This is a genomic window from Vibrio celticus (genome assembly GCF_024347335.1).
Taxonomy (GTDB): domain Bacteria; phylum Pseudomonadota; class Gammaproteobacteria; order Enterobacterales; family Vibrionaceae; genus Vibrio; species Vibrio celticus.
In genome coordinates this window covers 1,581,049-1,598,501 of sequence record NZ_AP025463.1, presented here as the reverse complement: position 1 = coordinate 1,598,501, position 17,453 = coordinate 1,581,049, and the positions used below count along the sequence as shown (strand labels likewise).

12 protein-coding genes are annotated in these 17,453 nt (G+C 42.6%); 3 read left to right on the top strand and 9 right to left on the bottom strand.

The features are described 5' to 3' along the window. Positions 1 to 323: 323 nt before the first annotated feature. The 9 genes from ptuB to mads1 all read right to left on the bottom strand — a co-directional run bounded on the left by ptuB (position 324) and on the right by mads1 (position 13,824). Positions 324 to 1,094, bottom strand: coding sequence for a retron Ec78 anti-phage system effector HNH endonuclease PtuB (ptuB, locus tag OCV19_RS07415; protein ID WP_065675549.1), 771 nt, complete (start codon positions 1,092 to 1,094; stop codon positions 324 to 326). Then, positions 1,091 to 2,392 carry an AAA family ATPase gene (locus OCV19_RS07410; RefSeq protein ID WP_065675550.1) on the bottom strand — a complete coding sequence of 434 codons (1,302 nt, stop codon included), beginning with the start codon at positions 2,390 to 2,392 and terminating at the stop codon, positions 1,091 to 1,093. The genes ptuB and OCV19_RS07410 overlap by 4 nt, the downstream gene beginning before the upstream one ends. A gap of 132 nt (positions 2,393 to 2,524) precedes the next feature. Beyond that, on the bottom strand, positions 2,525 to 5,641 hold the full coding sequence (locus OCV19_RS07405; RefSeq protein ID WP_065675551.1) for a DEAD/DEAH box helicase: 3,117 nt from the start codon (positions 5,639 to 5,641) through the stop codon (positions 2,525 to 2,527). Next, positions 5,631 to 6,440 (bottom strand): Hachiman antiphage defense system protein HamA, encoded by an 810-nt coding sequence (locus tag OCV19_RS07400; RefSeq protein WP_065675552.1) that lies wholly within the window; start codon positions 6,438 to 6,440, stop codon positions 5,631 to 5,633. The genes OCV19_RS07405 and OCV19_RS07400 overlap by 11 nt, the downstream gene beginning before the upstream one ends. A 10-nt stretch (positions 6,441 to 6,450) precedes the next feature. After that, positions 6,451 to 9,519 carry a type I restriction endonuclease subunit R gene (locus OCV19_RS07395; RefSeq protein ID WP_065675553.1) on the bottom strand — a complete coding sequence of 1,023 codons (3,069 nt, stop codon included), beginning with the start codon at positions 9,517 to 9,519 and terminating at the stop codon, positions 6,451 to 6,453. A gap of 1 nt (position 9,520) precedes the next feature. Then, positions 9,521 to 10,678 carry a restriction endonuclease subunit S gene (locus OCV19_RS07390; RefSeq protein WP_065675554.1) on the bottom strand — a complete coding sequence of 386 codons (1,158 nt, stop codon included), beginning with the start codon at positions 10,676 to 10,678 and terminating at the stop codon, positions 9,521 to 9,523. Continuing rightward, positions 10,671 to 12,155, bottom strand: a complete 1,485-nt coding sequence (locus tag OCV19_RS07385; protein WP_065675555.1) for a type I restriction-modification system subunit M — start codon at positions 12,153 to 12,155, stop codon at positions 10,671 to 10,673. Before OCV19_RS07385 ends, OCV19_RS07390 begins: the two co-directional genes overlap by 8 nt. Next, on the bottom strand, positions 12,152 to 13,651 hold the full coding sequence (locus OCV19_RS07380) for a type I restriction-modification system subunit M (protein ID WP_065675556.1): 1,500 nt from the start codon (positions 13,649 to 13,651) through the stop codon (positions 12,152 to 12,154). Before OCV19_RS07380 ends, OCV19_RS07385 begins: the two co-directional genes overlap by 4 nt. Further along, on the bottom strand, positions 13,648 to 13,824 hold the full coding sequence (mads1, locus tag OCV19_RS07375; RefSeq protein ID WP_009842282.1) for a methylation-associated defense system helix-turn-helix domain-containing protein MAD1: 177 nt from the start codon (positions 13,822 to 13,824) through the stop codon (positions 13,648 to 13,650). The genes OCV19_RS07380 and mads1 overlap by 4 nt, the downstream gene beginning before the upstream one ends. Before the next feature lie 241 nt (positions 13,825 to 14,065). On the opposite strand from mads1, the gene OCV19_RS07370 reads away from it, so the two are divergent. From OCV19_RS07370 to OCV19_RS07360, 3 genes are all read left to right on the top strand, one after another. Then, positions 14,066 to 14,260, top strand: coding sequence for a hypothetical protein (locus OCV19_RS07370; protein ID WP_065675557.1), 195 nt, complete (start codon positions 14,066 to 14,068; stop codon positions 14,258 to 14,260). 311 nt (positions 14,261 to 14,571) lie between these two features. Then, entirely contained in the window at positions 14,572 to 15,573 is a 1,002-nt protein-coding gene (locus OCV19_RS07365; RefSeq protein ID WP_065675558.1) for a helix-turn-helix transcriptional regulator, read from the top strand. Between the two features lie 361 nt (positions 15,574 to 15,934). Continuing rightward, entirely contained in the window at positions 15,935 to 17,416 is a 1,482-nt protein-coding gene (locus OCV19_RS07360) for a hypothetical protein (protein ID WP_065675559.1), read from the top strand. Positions 17,417 to 17,453: the final 37 nt, after the last annotated feature.

Below are 17,453 nucleotides of genomic sequence, written 5' to 3'. Positions count from 1 at the left end.
GCTACTGGACTCGACTATCCAACCTATCAGAATGATTAATATAGAAATTATGAAAATAGAATTTAAAAGTGTTACTTCTAGTGTTACTTAAGCAAAAATTAACCTAAGTTACTCCAGCCACACACTTACCCTATGAGTTTTCAGATCAAGATACATGATAGTTCATTGGGCTTAAACATGATACGAGTGAGAAAGTCGAGTTACCAACCTATCCAATTGAAAATTAATGATTTATAGCAAGTCGACTTTCGGGAATATACACTCTGTCATACATGTCAATTTTGAGACCGAGTTCACATTAAAAGTACAATTAAAAACCACTATCACCCAGCATAGTTAATAGTTCTTAGATGCTCTTCCGCCTTAGTTCCTAAATAGCTTCTAATACTCGTAAAAAAAGCAGGCCAGTGTTGATTACCGTCTTTCCTCAGATATATCTGAGATAAGCGTGATTGAGCTTGGGGTAACGTCAACCCACTTTGTGTCAAGCTCTGCAATTCTAAATTAAGCTTGTTTAAAACTTCTCGTCGAAAACGATTCAACCGCTCTGCATCAAGCCTTAACTCGTCGATCGTCTGTTGCACTATGGCATCTGAGATATTTGCGGATATACAGTTTTCAGAGTGGGCGGTTAATTTCCCCGAAGTTCTATCACACTTGAATATAGATGGGTATGCAGGAACATCAGTTAACGGATTTAATATGATTCCATCAAGATTCTTGTCTTCCTTTGGGACATCACAAGAATGATCAGGACTTGTGAATCTTATAGTGGAAGAAGTAACTTTACTCTGACTTCCTCCATGGCAGCACCCAAGCAAATTTTGCCAATCTAGGTGCCAATTGTGTCCCGTACTCGTATCTGACTTAGGGTGAAAATGCTCAACACGAAAGTCTGCATCACCAGCAGAGTCTTTCTCTAGCAAGTTTATTTCACAGTATGCACATAAGCCACTTTGGTCAGACTTCAAACGGTCTTGAACGAGAACCTTCCTGTTTTTCTTTTTTGTGTACTGCTCCCAAGAATTTTGAGGGGTGGCTACTTTATATGCTGTTAACAGCTGTGGTTCAGCACCTTTTATTACCTTCTTCACTGTTGAGCACGCTCCCATTCTTTCATACGTATATCCATATCCAGCCTTGTTAACTCAGGTTCGAATTCTCCTCCCCAACTCTGAAGTTCAGAGCGTATTTTGATGCCCTCTTCTGTATCCCAAAGATCTTTTGCTACTAATTCTTGATACTTATGGAGCAATTGAACTATCTCTAGTTGCTCTACTCGCGTACTACTTACGCCTAAAACATCTAGTAGCACCTGCTGCGCTTCAGCTCCCTCTGAAAATCTCACATCTGGAAGATCAAGCTTCTCTCCCTCCCATTTCATAACACGCAAAGACTCCGGTTTCACAGAAGAAACCACTTGGGGACTATGTGAAGAAACTATGAACTGCACATTTGGGAATGTTCGCATTAAATCCAATAGAATTGTCTGCTGCCAGCCTGGATGCAAGTGAAGTTCAACCTCATCAATTAGTACTATACCCTCAGTCATTAAGGGATCTGGCATTTCTGGATTAGCTTCTGCCATTCTCGCAGCTATATCCATAACCATGGCCAATGTCGTACGGTAGCCGTCACTTAACTGCTCTATACGAAGCTTTTTCGTGATTTCTCCATCGTTCCAATCAACAGAAATTCCAGCAGGTTCAGCCCCTCTAGGGTTACTAAACTCTGGGAGCATTTTGTTTACGGCTTTTCGAATAGCTTTTAATTCTGGGATTTCAAATTCCCATGAGCGCTCTTCTTTCTGTCTTTTTAGCTCAATATCTTCGAGAGAATAAAAATATTCAACAAAACTCTTAAAGTTCGTTCTACTTTCTAACGCCCCTTTAAGCGCATCAAATCGACTAAAAACTTTTTTAAATCCTCGCTTTCTCTGAGGAATATCAAAAACCCCCCTTCCTGTACCATAGTGAATGAAGATTGGAAGTTCGAACTCTCTACCTTCATTAAAGGCGTCGATTATTGAATCAACATAATCATGTAATTCTTTTAATCCTTTAGCATGAGGTATCTGAGCAGCCGTCTTTTTTGTTTTATCTCGTTTCTCACTTCTATCCCAACTAATCCCTTCAAAAGACGAACACTCTATGCGCATGTATGGTGGCTTTGTTTGGTCAGGGAAAACTCTGAAATCAGTATCTCTTGGGCTCATCCCTGCCACTTTAGGTAAACGAGTAAGGAAAGAACCAAGGTTTGTTGCAATTGCATCGAGAACACTGGACTTACCTGCACCATTTCTCGCAACCAAAACCGTAAGTTTCTCGTGCAACTCAAGTTCCAAATTCTCAAACCTTCTGAAGTTTGTTAGCTTGAGGCTTTTGATTTTCACTGTCTCTCTCCAAAAAAATTTACTTTGTAATATCTTAACGTTTCACCACTTTAAGAAAAAGCAGCTTGAAACGACTCTAACTATAAATCGGTAATTTCTTTCACATCACCACGTGTGCAGTCTTATATTAGACTACACACGTCCATACAGAGCTTCCAAAAACACAGATGGATACTTACGTAGTTCCGGTTCGATAACTTGTCGATAAGCTATTATCATATCCTTACCACTCCCTACCAACTCGATCCCAGAACTTGCAAGACTATCTGACATTCCAGATGCAACGACTCTGTCGGCTAATCCTAACGCAAAAAGTTCTTTCGCTAGATTGTCATTCAATCCTATACGGAGAGACAGCTGTAAATCACGCAAGGAATCAGCAAGTGGTTGGTTACCAAATAGGCTTTCTATTAAGTCAGCACACGCACCAACTATCAACATCACTTCGTAGCCCAAAGCACCGTCACAAATGTCAGTAATGTTTTCTATTTTCAAATTCCATTGCTGACTACCGGCCCTAAATTTGAAATTCTCTCTCTTCGCTTTCAATAAAATTTCATTGTACGAAACACCAGAGCACCATTGCCTAGCAACAAGCAGTGGCGCATTTTCACCGATAAGCTTACCCAAGCTATTATTCATGCCTAAGTTTTCTATAGCAGGCCAGAGAGACTCTAACGTACCTAAAACATCCGTGCCTTCATCTAAAGCCTCTATGTTATCCACTAACCAACCTTCAAGAAACTGTAGTTCATCGATACCCAAAAGAGCTTTACCAAAACATGGACGCTTTTCGACTTCAATTTGCTTTACTCGCTCCGCTACCACCTTGAAAACTTGTACTAGCTTTTCTTTTTCAGTATCAGAAGCAAGGTTATAAGCAAATGTTCCATAGCAAAGTTCAATCAAAGCCTCACCGTCAAGCATCTCATCGCTAACGAGGTTGGCAAGCAGATAGCTTTCAAGACTTTCTATGTAGCCTACCCGTTGCTGCATTTGTCTCAGTAGGCTTGTGATATCAATCCCCTGGCGATCAGCAGCCTGAATACTAAGTCTTTCATATTTTTCAGGTGACTGTATCTGCTTGATAGGATCAATGTTGAACGGATCATCAACAAAAGGCTGAACCAAAGTTAAGAGGCTACTTAAACAACTCTCTGATTGAGATGGGTCTAGCAAATTATTCATTTGTACCCACTGCCTCCACTTTGAAGTACGGCGATTATCAAATAACTCGGTATCTGCGAAGATAATACTACCTTCTGTATGCTTCCCTGATCTGCCAGCTCTACCCAACAGATTGTGGAAATCTCGAGTGGATATTAACTTCTCACCTTGAAATACACCTGAAACAACTAGGTATTTAATCGGTAGGTTCACACCTTGAGCTAAGGTTGATGTGCAGACAACGCAACGGCCGAGCCCATTTTCCATTGCATACTCAACAGATACCCTCAAGCCATTGGGAATGTTTGCGCTATGAGGCAGAACTCCTCGTTTTATCGCTTTCGTAACAACCGAGCTACTCCCTAAGTGCAGTTCCGACAACTTCCCAATTTTCTGGATTTCATCTTGATCACTGTAACGTATTGGATCATCGAGTTGCTCAATTCTCTCCAACGGTTTAAGAACTTCTCGACAAATCTTTATAACTGAACTTTTTTGACCACAAAATACAGCTACAGGACCGTGCTCAGACAGTTTGATACCCAAATATGCTGCAACTAGTGACTTGTCATCCTTGGGAGGGAAATGCCGCTGAACTGTTTCATTGCCTCGCTTAGGAAGCTCTAGCGATTCCATTACTCTAGGAACGAAAAATTGTTCTTCATCTATATTAAAAGGTTCAACATAGTGGAACTGCCCTCTACCTCTTCGCCAGCTAGCAAAAGCTATACTTCGCTCTGTAGATAAGCACTCTGCACCATTAACGACACTACCTTCTCCAGCATAAAGCCAGTCGCCTATAGACTCCGCATTTGATAACACGGCGGAAATCAATACGTGCTGGGTCTGCTCTCTCAACTCTCTTTTTAAACTCGTTAGAAGTAGCTCGTAAGTCACCCCTCGAGCACCAGTATCAAATTGGTGTCCTTCGTCGTATATAACTAACGAAATAGCCCCAGCTAATTCTGGTTTATGTCGTAGCAGGTAAACTAGCTTTTCGGGTGTAGCAACCACAATAGTTTGTGTCTCACTCAGCGTTTCTTCTGCCCTACCAAAGAGCTGTGAGAATAATTCCACATCAAAATCATCAATCTGGGGAACATCGTTAAGTTGATTAACTAACACGTCTTCACCAGCGAACGCCAAAGAAAGTGAGGAACTAATCTCCCTACATAACGAACGAAAAGGAGCAATAATTACCGCAACAGTCGCCCTACCAGACAAAAAAGATGAACGAATTATTAGCTCTGCTGATTTTGTTTTTCCCGCGCTGGTGGGGAGCTGAACTACTGCAGACTGTCCGCTCAAGACCCCTGCCTCTCCTAGTAACCTTTGAGCAGGCCAAAACTCACTAACAAACGTCTTCTTAACCAAGGATGGAAGCCAAGCCTCAACTGGTAAACCTGTATAAGCAGGAAGTAGGTTGATTGAAGCATTATTCATCTTACGTTCGACAACCGAAGCAACTATATCTGCTATCAGTATTTCTCGATCACTGCCATTTTCGTGACAGAATTTACGAATACTCTTAGACGTGTTGAGAGTGTTAGACCGAGCACTTATGTCTGAACCAATATAAGCACTAATCGACTCAGATAGTTCTAACATCAAAGGGGCTAATGTGGTTTCTTCATCCAAGCGTAGAGGCTCTACAAAGCTTCCTTTTAACAACCACTCCAACAATTTCTCAATTCTTGAGGCAGTTAAGTCAACTCTCAATTTATCAAGCTGGTTGGACAAAACAACGGCGCTGCCAGGCATATCCGCAAGATAGTATGATGCAGCACCTAACAGACAAAGGTAATATTCATATTCAGTTTGTAGTTTTGAACTAATCAGAGCATCGAAATACCTTGCTACATTTCGGATTTCGCCCTTTCTCAATTCGTAAGTAGCGGCGTCTTTTTCAGCAGAAAGTTCTTCTTGACATAAATCGCCTAAAATACCAATTGTCATTAATAGTAATTTGGTTGGCGATTCAGTTAAACGAATATGGTGCTCTTCATCTAAACCAAACTCGTGCATCTTTGCCTTAGATTTAGTAATAGAGAGTAGCTTTGCAGATTGATTCTCAAATCTCATGAGCAGCCCTCTCGTAAAGTGCGTGAGCAAGTGCCATTAACTCACTTCCTTGAATAGCTAATAACTCCAAATCTTGTGCATGCGGATGCGCTGTGGTATCAGCTTCAGCGAGCAAAGTTGCATCATACGCGCTATCAGAACAGACCGCAGCAGCACCGAACCTCAATTGATAAGGCTGATTTACAGAATCCTGAAACCTATTGATCATGCCAACACTAGTCAGCTCATTTCGATCAATCATCCTTTGCTTTATCCCATGCAGAGATTCTGCCAAGCGTAAGTGGTCTTTCGCTGAGTGTTCTATAGCTTCTTGAAGCATTGGTTTAGATCCCGCACTTAACTTAGCTTTAACTTCATAGACTAACAGCTCATCATCGACAGGGCTGGCTTGGTTATACTTAAAAGCCAACACATCAGAGCCCTTGGTAGATTCATTCGGCACACCTTTTCGGTCATAACGCGTTCTAGGAACCGTGTAGTCATGTAAATACGTCAAATAATCTGCGACCAGTATTTCAGCAAAATCTCCTGCTCGAATACTTGGGCCTGGTGCGGTCGTGCTACTAGGAAATCTCATCGATAGTAAATAATCAGCTCGGGATTGCCCTGGAGCCTTGAATAAATCTATTTGATTGTCATCACAATAGTGATTCCTAAAATGCTTAGCCCACGCAGCCATTTTAGTTTGATCATTTACATCGTGATGAAAACGATAAACAGGCGCTTGCTTACCACATGCTAGTTTTAAAGCACTACCTGTATCTTGTAGCCACTGAATATGCGCATTAGTCCACGGCATTTTTTATTTCCTAATAATGCTCTTCAATATAACCGTACGCCTTGGCGAACAGCTCTTTGTCTTTTCCTAAACCAAACTGAGCAAGCGTCAGTAACAATGCCTTTTGAATCTCTCTTGGGCCACTGTTCGAGCTCTGCCAGCCCTTAAAGCGTTTGGCTTTTACAATCTTGTCTATTTGTTCCACGACATCACCGATAAGCTTTGGTGTGCTTTCTGGGCGAGTTTCTAAGAACAGTTTGGTTAGTGCTTGTTTATTGTCTTCTTGGGTCACTGGTGAATCACCCGTTTCACGTTCGGCTTGAACGGTATCCTTAGCTGTATCAAGTAGCCCTTTTAGCCAGTCGATTGCTTTAATTACACCTGCTTCATAATCCTGGCGAAGCTTTTCTAGTCTCTCACCAAGTGCTACGAACTGTGGATTTCCGCTCCCACGTAAACGGCCCATTAGATCAATTTCAAGCTGGCTTGCGCGCTTCTCTTGTTCTTTCTCAGTCAACGTGAATATAGCGTGCTCATCCATAACCAATTCATCAATATCATCACGAATGCGATTGATATCAGTATGCTCGTGGATCATCTTAATTGTTTCTGGACCTAGCGCAGCCCACACGAGAGAGCCCGTCTGCCCTACAGGGCGGACAGATTCATATATTTGAACCAACCATTTATAATCAGCTCGATAAGGCGTTAAGAACGCGTCTGGGTTAATCGCCGACCACAACTTAGCTAACACTCCGAAAGAGGCTGCAAATTCATCACGCTTTTCATTGGTAGGCAAACAAGCTTGCGCAGCCATAATACCTTCAAAGCCGTCGATGGTTCTGTCGACGTTAGGGAAGAAGCTTAAACACTTATCTAGTTGAGCTGGCAGGAGCTCTTTAAAGGCCTCGATACCTTCTACCACGCCGTCGATCTCTTCAGGATCGTAAGCGAGTGCGGTACGCAGATTCTCGAATACGCCTAGGTAATCAATGATGAGGCCCATTTGCTTACTGACGTTATCTGTCTCGTACAGACGGTTAGTACGACACATTGCCTGCAACAAGGTATGGTCACGTAATGGCTTATCTAAGTACATGCAGTAACAGATAGGCGCATCAAATCCGGTCAACAGTTTTGCGGTCACAATCAGCAGTTGAAGTGGTTGTTTTGGATCTTTGTAATCCTCAATCAGGCTCTTCTGCTTTTGGTCATTACCATCAATCTCTTGCCAACGTTCAAAATCGGACTCTTTGATAGGCAGCTCAAGGTCTTGCTTCCATTTACGCCAGTCCTTGTTAACCTTGCCTTTCTTACTTGCGTCTTCATCTTTGATTGGAGCTTGGTCGACATTCATGACCACTTCTACCGCATCAAAGCCCAGTTTCTTACCGAGTAAATAATACATCTGAACACAGGCATCTCGGTCATAGACCACAACCATGCCTTTCATCTGCTTCGGCTTTACATGGCTTACAAAGTGATTGGCAATATCTTCGCTTACTGCCGCCATGCGTTTTGGCGCCTTCAACATAATCGCTAAGCGGCCAGCACGTTTAGACAATGCCATTTTCTCATCATCGTCCAGGTCGTTGTCTTTGACCATTTGTTCAAAGGCTTCATCAATTGCGGCACGATCCACACGAAGCTCAGCCAAACGAGGCTCAAACTTCACTGCATTTGTCGCTTTATCTCGTATGGACTGCTTATAGCTGTAGCGGTTCATGTAGCGACCTTCATCCTCTTCGGCACCAAAGAGTTTAAAGGTATTGCGATCGATACCAGAAATTGGTGTACCAGTTAAACCATAGAAGTGAGCATGAGGCAGCGCCCAACGCATCTTGTCGCCAAGAGAGCCTTCTTGAGTACGGTGCGCTTCATCCACCAGCACGATAATATTGTCACGACTGTTTAGACCGTTTTCATTGCTCTCATCGATTTCAACGTCTTTAAACTTAAAAACTGTTGTTATCAAAATGCCGCGACTATCTTGTTCTATATGCTCGCCAAGCTTTTTACAGCTTTGTACTTTGGTGAGGTTTTTAACATCGGCCCCACCGAAGGTTTCATTAATTTGGCTATCGAGGTCTCGACGGTCTACCACAATCAAGACGGTTGGATTTTTCAATTTGTTATCAGCACGAAGCATGCGAGCCGCATAGAGCATAAGCAAGGACTTACCTGAACCTTGGAAGTGCCAGATAAGTCCTTTTTTCGGATAACCATTTTTTACACGCTCAACAATTTGCTTTGCGGCTTCAAATTGCGGATAACGCGGTAAGATTTTAATGCGTTTAGGTGGCGTGTCTTTACCTGTCTTCACCGTTGAAAACAGCGCAAAAGACTCTAGCATTTGCAGCAAGGTTTCTGGGTTCAATAAGCCTTCACAGCTATCAAGCACGGTAGCTAAACTTGCAGGAATCTCATCTCGCTGATCGGTTTTATGCCATGGCCCCCAATCTTTAACTCGGGCATTAATCGCACCATAAGCAAAAGTGCGACCTTCAGAAGCAAAGCATAAAAGATTTGGTACGAAGAACGGCTCAACATTTTTCCAATAGTGCTTTTGGCCACCCATAAAATCAGCAGCACCATCTTGCCAAGTGACACTTGGACGAGTGGCAGATTTTACTTCCCCCACCACCAACGGAATACCGTTTACATACAGAACGATATCGAAGAACACCTCTGTCGCGGCAATGAAGTGAACCTGTTGAGAAACAACAAAGTGGTTGTTTTCAGGGGTATCAAAATCAATCAACTTGATAGTGATATGGTCGCCGTTCTCACCAAACGGTAGGCTTTTTTCTGCCATTAACCATTCATGGAAATTCTCATTGGCTTTGACTAAGCCCGTGTGCTTAGCTTCCAACATCAAGCCACGAAGTTTGTAAATCACTTCATCAGCGTAATCGGGATTGTTACCAATATCGGGATTTAACGAACAAAGCGCATCTTTAAGCCAGGTATCAACGAAGATATCGTGAGTTTGCTTAGGTAAGCTCTCACCATGGCAATAATTCCACTTTACTTCGTTTAAGCCTTTTAAACGGTCAATGATTCCATTTTCTGTGACGGTTTGTTCGTTAAAATTTGACATATTACTCGCTCAACAAGTGCGTTTTTATCTCTTCGAGATGATCTATTTTTCCGAATTGCAATCGTCTAAATGCATCAAGTTCATTTAGTGACTTTGCAATTGTCCTTTGTATGGCAATAGGTGGCAAGATAATAGGCATATTGAGCCAATGCTCTGTTTTGAATAACATTTTCTCAATATGTATCCCAACACTATTAATAAAAAAGTAGTTCCTTAATCTTGGGGTTTTAACTAACCAAGCAAAGAAACTCATATCTAAACCATCTTTCGCATTGAACACATCATATTCATTCGATACAACGCTGCCAGTGAGGGACTTTGGTACTACACCACAACCGCCATGAACGATTTGTCGTTTGGATATGAGAAAGTCACCTTCTCTTATCTCAAACTGACTTTTTACTTTAATATTTTTGCCAAGAATAACTTCCCGCGCTTCCACACCACCAAAAGCTCTCCTCGCAACTACAGTTCCATATTCTGTATCATCCGATAACTTTACAGGCCTACTAACCTTGACAAGGATGTCCTTTAGTCTCACAACCACAGAGCCTTTCGAACAACGATCATCAAGGTTATCCGTAGGACTGTACTTCCCTAGAGAGCCACATGTTTTCTGAAGCAGTGATGATATCAGTTGAGAAGTCGCTTCAATTTGCTGCTCCACAGAGATTCTATTCCTCTGAATATTCAGCAAATCATTAGCAAGCATTTTTTGTCCTGCAAGGTCTGGTAGCGAAAACTCAACCTGCCCTAAATCTTTGAATTTCGTTCTAGGAGATAAAGAACCTGATGAAGTTTTTATCGCATGAGACCAGACTGTATTGGAATGGATCAAAAATGGAAAAAGTTCTGGGTCAACCACTGACTCATTGGCCTCCAAGACAATAATGTCTCCAGAACATATTCCGTCAAAACTCGCTATTGCCGCTTTTCTTAGATAAGGGCGCCTCTTGCCAAGCAGTATGTGGCCCTTTTTGAACACTCGAGTAAAACTAGGTTTATCTTGAGCTACACTACCCCAACGAGAAAGCGTTAGAGAATTCGAATCTATGTGTTCTAAACCTATATAGTTGTCATAACCATCTTTTAAAGGCTCCGAGCTAGTAAGTTTTGGCTCTCGACATATGTCCTTTAGTTTAATAACTTGCTTATTCATTGCAGCCCCAATTGATATCTAAATCCCCTAGCAAACTCTTAATTTCTTTTACATGGCTATGAGACTTCGCTTGATCGGCCTTCCAATCCTCTATTGAGGTTCCGATGTTTTGATTCGGCATGCCAGAATCTTGGTGAAGGTACAATGGTAATGACAGATTAAAGTTGTACCTTTCTATTTCATCGATACTAACCAAAGTGCACTCTCTTGATTCGCCCGAAGTATAATTAAAGTCGCTGCATATATTCTTGATATTTTTCTCTGACAAGAAATAATTTGATTTTATGCTAGTTATTTCATTTTTAGCATCAATAAAAAGTACCTTATTCTTTCTAGTCAATGGCTTATTCTTGTTAAGAACAACAATGCAGGATTCCATCGAAGAGTTATAAAACAGGTTTGGTCCAAGACCTATCACCGCTTCAATAATGTCAGATTCAATCACCTGCTTACGAATTGCTTGCTCAGAATCACGGAACAGCACACCGTGAGGCCAAAGCATGGCTGCACGACCAGTATCCGGCTTTAAGCTTTTGATGATATGGGTATAGAAACCGTAATCCGCACAACCTTGTGGTGGCACACCGTACATATTGCGCCCATACGGGTCAGCGGCGAACTTTTCACGGTTCCACTTTTTAATGGAATACGGAGGGTTAGCGAAAATAACATCAAACTGTTTGAGCTGGTCGTTCTCGATAAACTTAGGATCGCCTAAAGTATCGCCACGCATAACATCGAACTCTTCAATGTCATGCAGGAACATGTTCATACGTGCAATAGCAGAGGTTAACAGGTTTACTTCTTGGCCATACAAATGCACGCCACGCCACTCTTCACCTTGAGAACGCAAATCCATCACTGCATTAAGCAACATACCGCCCGTACCACAGGTTGGATCGTACGCACTCTCACCCGGCTTAAGCTTCATGATACGAGTCATCAAATGCACAACGGTACGGTTGGTATAGAACTCGGCAGCCGTATGGCCTGAGTCATCCGCAAACTTTTTTATCAGGTATTCGTAAGCTTCACCCAAATCATCTTGAGCAACCGACTTAATCCCTAATGGGATTTTGCTGAAATGCTGAATAAGGTCAGAGAGTAGATGATCCGGAAGACGATCTTTATTGGTCCATTGCGCATCACCAAATACACCATGCAAACGCTCATTCTTTGCTTCAATCAAACGCAGTGCATTCTGAATGGCTTCACCAATGTCTTTGCTCGTGTTGCGAACTTTCTCCCAGCTTGCCTCTTCTGGAATATCAAAACGGTGGTACATCGACATCGCTGCATATTCCGCGTCACCTTCGTGCAACTCTAGCGCCTCGTTATACTCTTCTAGATATACATCCGATAGACGCTTAAAGAACAACAGTGGGAATACGTACTGCTTGTAATCAGACGCATCAATTTGGCCACGCAGGAACTCGGCAGCGCCCCACAGTAGATCTTCTAATTTGTTTTTATTCATAGCTCAAAGCCCTCTTTGATTAACAAGGCTTCTAACTCTTGCTCAGCGGCCTCTAAGGCTGCTAATTTTTGCTGGAAATCTTTCAATGCTTCTTCAACGGTAATGGTTTCTTCTTCTAGCGGCTTTTGTACATAACGAGCAATGTTCAAATTGAAGTCGTTCTCTTCAATCTCGCTATGTGGCACCCAACGTGCAACACCTTCAATGTCGTCTGCCTTAGGGCCTTTGGTACGCATGTTCTGATAGATGTCGTAAATCTCATCAGCTTGAGGCTCTGACAAGGTGTTTTGCGCTCGGCCTTTAGTAAAGATCTCTTCCGCATTCACAATCAGAACATGGCCTTTATGCTCTTCTGGTCTTGCTTTACGCAATACGAGAATACAAGCAGGGATGCCTGTACCGTAGAACAGGTTTGAAGCAACGCCGATTACCGCCACGATGCGATTCTCTTTTAATAGTTTGGTTCTGATTTTACCTTCTGCACCACCACGGAAAAGCACACCATGTGGCAGCACTACCGCCATGCGCCCTTCATCGTTCAATGAAGTGAACATATGCTGAACCCAAGCAAAATCTCCGTTCGTTTTTGGTGCTAGACCAAAGCTTGCACGGCCATAAGGATCACTTGTCCAATAATCATGTCCCCACTCTTTTAAGCTAAATGGTGGGTTTGCGATTACGCAGTCAAAATCTTCTAGTCGGTCATTTTTCAGAAACTTAGGATCACGAAGTGTATCACCACGAACAATCTCAAAATCTTCTTGTCCATGTAGGAACAGGTTCATTCGAGCAATCGCTTCGGTAGTCAGGTTCTTCTCTTGACCTTTGATTTTTAGAAGACGTGGGTCGCCGCCACTCTCTTTAACATGGTGAATGGTTTCAAGCAGCATACCGCCTGTACCACAAGCCGGGTCATATACACTTTCATTAGCTTGTGGATCTAGAATATTGACCATAAGACGAACAATGGTACGTGGCGTATAGAACTCACCTGCTTTCTTGTTTGCTTTATCAGCAAAGCGCTTGATGAGATATTCGTAAGCACGGCCCATATCATCATTACGCACACTCGATACACCAAGGTTAACCTTGTTGAAATGGTTGAGTAGTGTCGATAGCAGTTCGTCTGATAGTCGCTCTTTGTTGGTCCAGCTCGCATCACCAAAAATGCCATGTAACTGTGGGTTTTCTAGCTCAATACCACGGAATGAATCTTTTAGGGCTTGGCCGATATCCTTGGTTTCTGCAAACACATCTTTCCAATGACAGTTGGCTGGAATTTGAATGCGGTGAAACATATCGCCTTTCGCAAGCTCTTCATCACCCACTTGCTCCATCGCCTCTTCGAATTCTTCATCGTATACATCACAGATGCGCTTAAAGAATAGGATTGGGAAGATGTAAGTTTTGTAGTCTGAAGCGTCAATAGGCCCCGTAATGATGTGAGCCGCATGCCAAAGGTGCGCTTCTAAGTCTTTGAGATTTATTAATGTCATTGCTTGCTCTTATTCTCTTCTATCCACGCTTCAAGGTCTTCACGTTTGAAGCGCCATGAACCGCCGACTTTGAAACCAGGAAGCTTTCCTTCGCTTGCTAATCTATATGCTGTTTTTTCGGCCAACTTTAAATAAGCAGCCACCTCTTTCAAGGTTAAAATTTGGTCTACCATTCAGAGTGTTATCTCATGTTGGTTTAATTCATCAGAATTGATAGTGAGAGAATATGGGAAAATTGGGGAATGGACAATGATCTTTGTCGAGATAAGTATACAGTTGCGTATTTTTTACACATTACGTGACCACCCACTCAGTTTACAGTTTTGATAAGTAGGATTAGGCTAAAGGGCTTTAAATTCAGCTAACTAGCACCAAGGTAAAGATTACAATCATATTTCCGACGGAGAAATTCCTTTGCCTTACCACAACGCACCAGATAAACAAACTACTATCACTCGATGGATCCAAAATGGTATGTCCCTAAGTGATGCTGAACAACTACACTCAGATATGGTTAACGACCCTGCTTACCCAGATCCTGATGCAATCACATATGAAGACCCATCCATAAATGACAGACTGAAACAAGCTGAGTCCAAGAAGCGATAACGCTATGAATATGGAGAAGCCCCAAACCCTTCTCCTACTTTTCAATTATTCAATCCAATAAATTTCACACACATATTACTCCTATGTATCAACCAGCATAGGAGTTCATTATGCCCGCCTCGATTATTCAATTAATTTCAATTGTACGCTTTCATCCGACACCAGATGCCCAAGCGACTCATACAATCAACTCACCTTAAAGCCTAGCGTGTCGAGCTTCGTCTCTTGCTATCAATAGAGTGAGAGTGACTTGTTCCAAGATCGTTATACCGTCACCTCTATTTTGATCCGCTTCGCTAAAGGTGCGCATGATGAGTAAACCTACTCATGTGAGCACTCGCCAGCATATGGTGCTAGCGCTTGAGCTATACAAGCGCATACCGTATTGGCATAAAGTCACGGCTTCTGATCTCAAAGCACAGCTTCAGGAGATAGGTATTGATAGAGATATTCGAACGATTCAACGTAACCTTGATGTGTTACTTGAATATTTTGATATTGACCGAGATGCTCGTGACAAACCTTATGGATACCAACGAAAGCAAACTAAATCTCTTGTTGGCTCCGGTACTCAAGAAGCACTATTGTTGTGTCTGGTTGAGTCTCACATTCATTTTTTAATCCCGTCCAATGTAACCCATACTTTCCATAGCTTATTTGAAGACGCCAATTACCATTTGAAATCTCTCGGTCAGGAATCGAAAGAATCCCAATGGCTGAGAAAGGTTATATTTCAAAATGCTTACCAACTAAGTGAAAATATCAACCCAGACATTTACTCTACGATCAGTCAAGGGCTCTATCTCAATCGTTGGTTAAGCTTGCACTATTACTCTGAAGGAGGGCAACACAGAAAAGATGTCATGCCATTAGGCCTTTCACAGCAAAGCAATACATTGATATTGGTGTACCGCCAGAAGGGAGATAAAGACACTACTTTTGTTGATGTCAGCCAGATTCACAAAGTCACATTATCAACCTTCACGTTTGCTTACCCACAAGACTTTGACTTGCAGCACTCAGTATCGGGATACACCAATACAGAGCATGAGCGTTATACACTCGAATTCACTATTACTAAACAAGCTGGTGAACATCTCTACCGGACACCACTTTCCAACGATCAACGCATTTCCGAATACGATACGTATCTACACGTTACTGCTACGGTTTCTAATACACCTCCATTAGTCGCGTGGGTAGAAGCACATAAAAACCACCTCACCTTTGTAGAACAACAACCTACACAGCCATCAGCTAAAAACACACGATTTCAAAGCGCTTCTCTAAATAGCGATAGCGGTCTCACTTAGTGCTGCCCCATGCGACACCAGATGCCCAACCTATTGATAACCTGACAACAAACACGGATGTCACATAGGGTTGCCGTCTTTCTATGTGATCCACTACGACATAGACGGGGAGACAAGTTCATGACAATTAAAGCGATTCGACCATTACTTAACAAGCACCGTTGCCTAGCTTCATTCAGCTGTGAATATTGCGGAGGTAGCCACAGTTCAACTTGTGACATTTGCGATATGCCTCCATGCCGATGTGCTTGCTAGTACCACACGTTTAATACCCACCATTAGCGGTTTACGAAAGTAAGCCGCTTTTGTTTTCTATGCATTTATCCCTGCAAACCAATCGATTAATAAAAAGGAATTTCCTATGAAAAAGACGTTAGTTTCTGCGCTTATTGCTAGTGCAACCCTTGCTGGTTGCGGCGGTGGTGGCTCATCTGAGCCTTCACAACCATCCAACTCTATATTGTTATCCGGTCGTGCTATTGACGGCTATATCGTTGGTGCCACGGTTCATTATGATTTTAATTCAAATGGTGTTGTCGATCCTGATGAGCCATCAGCTATCACCGAGGCTGGTGGCGTGTTCACTATTGAAGGTGACATAACCGAAGAGCAGCAAGCCTGTCTTGAATACGTCCCAGTGATCGTAGATGTGCCTGTCGGAGCTATTGATGAAGACTTAGGGGAAGTGACTCAAGCATATGTACTTAACCTACCACCAGCATTCACGTTACCTGAAGAGGTAGCGAATGGCTCCGTTAACATTACGCCACTCACCACAATGTTGTGGGAGTCAGCTAAACAGACGGTTGAAAGAGAGCAAGGAGCAGCGTATAGCTGTGAATTAGTGAAAGACAATGAACCAGTCCGCAATGCCATAAAAGACGCCATGCGTAACGTAGCGGGTGATTTAGTTTGGCATTTCAATATCTCAGAGGAAGAGCTGTGGAGTGATTACATAGCGGATGGTAACAGTGCGGTCTACGATATTGCTGAGCAGCTTATGGCATCCATTCAACTTTCATTTGAAGAGACTTATGAATTGTCGCTTCAGTACCCATATGCACATATCAACGTGGCTCACTACCTTAACGATCCAACGGACTGGCAACGCCAAGATGATGAACAGTTATGGTACAAATCGATTTCTATACGTCAAGGTAGCTTCTGGTCTGAATCCATCTATGCGGTAGATGACAACTGGCTACCTGAGCGTTTGATTAGAAACTACCTACAAGAAGACAGTGTTACTGATTTTGGTACGGTGGGTTATGTGAATGAATACCGTAACATGAGCTCAGATCCAAGCTTTGACGATTACATGTGCAGTAAGTCAGAAACCTTACTTTCAAAGGTGGCTGACACTGACAACCAATACGGTATGGAGAACAAGTCATCGTTCTACGATCTTAGTGAACTGGAGTGTAATGAGGTTGGTTTGAGTGATGCTGCTGATAGCCAAAACATGACGCTTTCGACTGCGAGAATGAGTGGTGTGTACGATGAAGAAGGAAGCCGTTATAAGTGGAATACAGTACCAAGTGAGTACGCGCATTGGTTAGGCTTCATTACAGATGTAGAGAGTATCGACATTGATGCATTAAATGCTGATATCGCGGCGCTACCGCAAACCTATGGTACTCAAGATTCTGTTGGGGCTGATTGGTGGGAGCACACAAAACGCTATAAGGAAGGTGTGAACAACGTATCTGAGCATCGGACTAATACGGCAGCTGAAATGCCCAATGGCGATATGGTGTTACATCACCGATTCATATCTTACCCTAATGGGACATTCAAGTATGAGTGTGACCGTGGTGATGGATGGTACGACTGTACGAAGTAGTAACGTTTAAGCTGGCGGCATAGAAGGGAGCTGTTGC

Excerpts from the sequence above, each read along its gene's own strand:
- OCV19_RS07405 (WP_065675551.1), bottom strand. The coding sequence starts at position 5,641 with ATGAGATTTGAGAATCAATCTGCAAAGCTACTCTCTATTACTAAATCT.
- OCV19_RS07400 (WP_065675552.1), bottom strand. The coding sequence starts at position 6,440 with ATGCCGTGGACTAATGCGCATATTCAGTGGCTACAAGATACAGGTAGT.
- OCV19_RS07395 (WP_065675553.1), bottom strand. The coding sequence starts at position 9,519 with ATGTCAAATTTTAACGAACAAACCGTCACAGAAAATGGAATCATTGAC.
- OCV19_RS07390 (WP_065675554.1), bottom strand. The coding sequence starts at position 10,678 with ATGAATAAGCAAGTTATTAAACTAAAGGACATATGTCGAGAGCCAAAA.
- OCV19_RS07385 (WP_065675555.1), bottom strand. The coding sequence starts at position 12,155 with ATGAATAAAAACAAATTAGAAGATCTACTGTGGGGCGCTGCCGAGTTC.
- OCV19_RS07380 (WP_065675556.1), bottom strand. The coding sequence starts at position 13,651 with ATGACATTAATAAATCTCAAAGACTTAGAAGCGCACCTTTGGCATGCG.
- mads1 (WP_009842282.1), bottom strand. The coding sequence starts at position 13,824 with ATGGTAGACCAAATTTTAACCTTGAAAGAGGTGGCTGCTTATTTAAAG.
- OCV19_RS07365 (WP_065675558.1), top strand. The coding sequence starts at position 14,572 with ATGAGTAAACCTACTCATGTGAGCACTCGCCAGCATATGGTGCTAGCG.
- OCV19_RS07360 (WP_065675559.1), top strand. The coding sequence starts at position 15,935 with ATGAAAAAGACGTTAGTTTCTGCGCTTATTGCTAGTGCAACCCTTGCT.